The 943-nt window shown below is 68.3% G+C and carries 1 protein-coding gene; it reads right to left on the bottom strand.

Features of this window, described 5'->3' with window-relative positions; genetic code table 11:
• Positions 1-18: 18 nt before the first annotated feature.
• Positions 19-893, bottom strand: a protein-coding gene (locus tag H5J33_RS36480; RefSeq protein ID WP_399553029.1) for an IS5 family transposase whose coding sequence is annotated in 2 segments (ribosomal slippage) — positions 19-500 and positions 500-893 — 876 coding nt in all. Because the reading frame shifts where the segments join, the coding sequence is not laid out codon by codon here.
• Positions 894-943: the final 50 nt, after the last annotated feature.

Here is a 943-nt window from a genome sequence, read left to right as displayed (position 1 = left end):
CTGTTGTGAAAGTGCTGGTCACAGCCACTCGTTGATGGCTGCGACCAGCACGGTCGCTTCGTAGCGGACGGCGAGTTTGTCGTACCGGGTGGCGACGGCTCGGTGGCGCTTGAGCCGGTTGATCCCGCACTCGACCGCGTGCCGCTGCTTGTAGTCGTCCTTGTCGAACTTCGGTGGCCGCCCGCCACGCGATCCGCGTCTGAGACGGTTGCGGGCCCGGTCCGCCGGAACCGGGATGGTGGCCTTGATCCCGCGCCTGCGCAGGTAGGAGCGGTTGTCACGGGAGTCGTACGCCTTGTCGGCCCGGACCCGGTCCGGACGCTTGCGTGGCCTTCCGAGCCCCAGCCGGGGAACCCGGATGGCCTCCAGGACCGGCTCGAACTGCGGGGAGTCGCCCCGTTGCCCGGCCGTGATCACGACGGACAAGGGCTTCTGCCCCTGCTCGACTGCGAGGTGGATCTTGCTGGTCAGTCCGCCGCGGGAGCGTCCGAGACCGTGGTCGGCCGGCTCGACGAAGATCCCGCCGGGCGGCTCCTTCTGCAGGTCCCCCTTTTCGCTGCCCCGGCGGCGTGCTGGTGGGCCCGGCAGACGGTGGAGTCGACGTTGACGTCCCAGGTGATCAGGCCCTTCGCATCGGCTTCGGCCTGGAGCTGGGTGAGGATCCTCGCCCAGGTGCCGTCCCGCTGCCAGCGCCGGAACAGGTCATAGACCCGGTCCCACGGCCCGTAACGTTCGGGCACATCCCGCCAGGGAGCACCAGTCCGCGTTCGCCACCGTATGCCGTCTATCAACTGCCGCCGCGTCCACACCTGCGGCCGACCCGGCTTGATGCCCGTCGGCAGCAGGGGCTCAAGCCGGGCCCACTGGCCGTTCGTCAAATCCCCACGTCCCACAGGACATGATCATCAACGAACAAGATCCACTTTCGCAACAGACCCTAGGC

Source organism: Streptomyces sp. WELS2 (genome assembly GCF_013870595.1).
Lineage (GTDB): Bacteria > Actinomycetota > Actinomycetes > Streptomycetales > Streptomycetaceae > Streptomyces.
This window is presented reverse-complemented; position numbering and strand designations above follow the sequence as displayed.